This is a genomic window from Psychrobacter sp. 5A.1 (genome assembly GCF_030407455.1).
Lineage (GTDB): Bacteria > Pseudomonadota > Gammaproteobacteria > Pseudomonadales > Moraxellaceae > Psychrobacter.
In genome coordinates, this window is the sequence record NZ_JASDDJ010000136.1 from 1 (window position 1) to 1,022 (window position 1,022).

Annotated in this window: 2 protein-coding genes; both read right to left on the reverse strand. The window is 36.4% G+C overall.

Annotated elements, in window-relative coordinates; genetic code table 11:
• Positions 1–225: hypothetical protein (locus tag QL982_RS14425; RefSeq protein ID WP_290190448.1), on the reverse strand; the 225-nt coding region annotated here is incomplete at its 3' end.
• Positions 226–387: 162 nt separating this feature from the next.
• On the reverse strand, positions 388–1,022 hold a 635-nt coding region (locus QL982_RS14430), incomplete at its 5' end, for a hypothetical protein (RefSeq protein ID WP_290190449.1).

Below are 1,022 nucleotides of genomic sequence, written 5' to 3' on the forward strand. Positions count from 1 at the left end.
CGCTTCATCGATGGTCTCGGTATCTGTCACTGGCGCAAATGCGGCAGGGGTGTCTAGTGTGAGTGATTGGCTACTTGTTTGATTGTCCTCGTCAGCGCTATTTTCATCAGTGTTGGTGTTTGTAGTAATCTCAGCGGACTGAGTGGGATGTGCGACACTGGCACTATTAAAGCGTTGCATCGTCACGGAGCTTGGCTGAGTGATGATTTGCTCACTCAGTGCCAATACTGGCGCATGTACGCGGTCGTGTAATACTTGCTGGTAGCGTATCGCGCCAATGTTTGTGTTGTACTAAATTAGTTGACCATTACACACTTAAACAGATAAGTATTTGAACCAATACGACAGTTCAATTTGAAAACTGATTCTATGAGCCCATCCCAGATTCTATATAGCACCTATTGTTTGAAAAGGTCTTAGTAATTTCTGATCTTTTAAAGAAATTCTAATACGTGGTATAGATTCAGGTAGTTTACTGGCTGTGTTGTAATTAAGATACTCTTTTTCATCTGACGTCTTAACTAAAATGCTAACAATAACATTTGGATAGTCTTCCGAGCTATATAAGCGATTTAATAGATAGGTATGCTTGTTTGTAGAGTTGCTCTCTAAACGCTTACTTTTTTTTATGTCATAGTTTGTAAGGTTTAAAACCTCAAAATCCAACATTTCTGTCTTTAATTCTTTTTGAGTAGTTGTAGCAATTTTTATTAGCTCAACATTCGTAATTTCCGTATTTAAAATAACAGATATATGCAATGGATCTTTTATAAAAAAGTAATCTTTCATAGATCCTTGTTTAGGAACATGTGGCTTGAATTCGCCAAAATTATCCATATTACCTAATAGTGGAAATTCTCCAGAAAGTATTTTCATAGATGACTTAAGAGCTTCGTTGATGTCGCCGTATTTATGATCGGTATTTTTGTTATTATTTTTTGATCTGATTACTGCGCTAATTATCTTTTGATCATTTGTCATAGTAGGTTCCTTTTTATCTATACTGTGATAGCATCCTGACG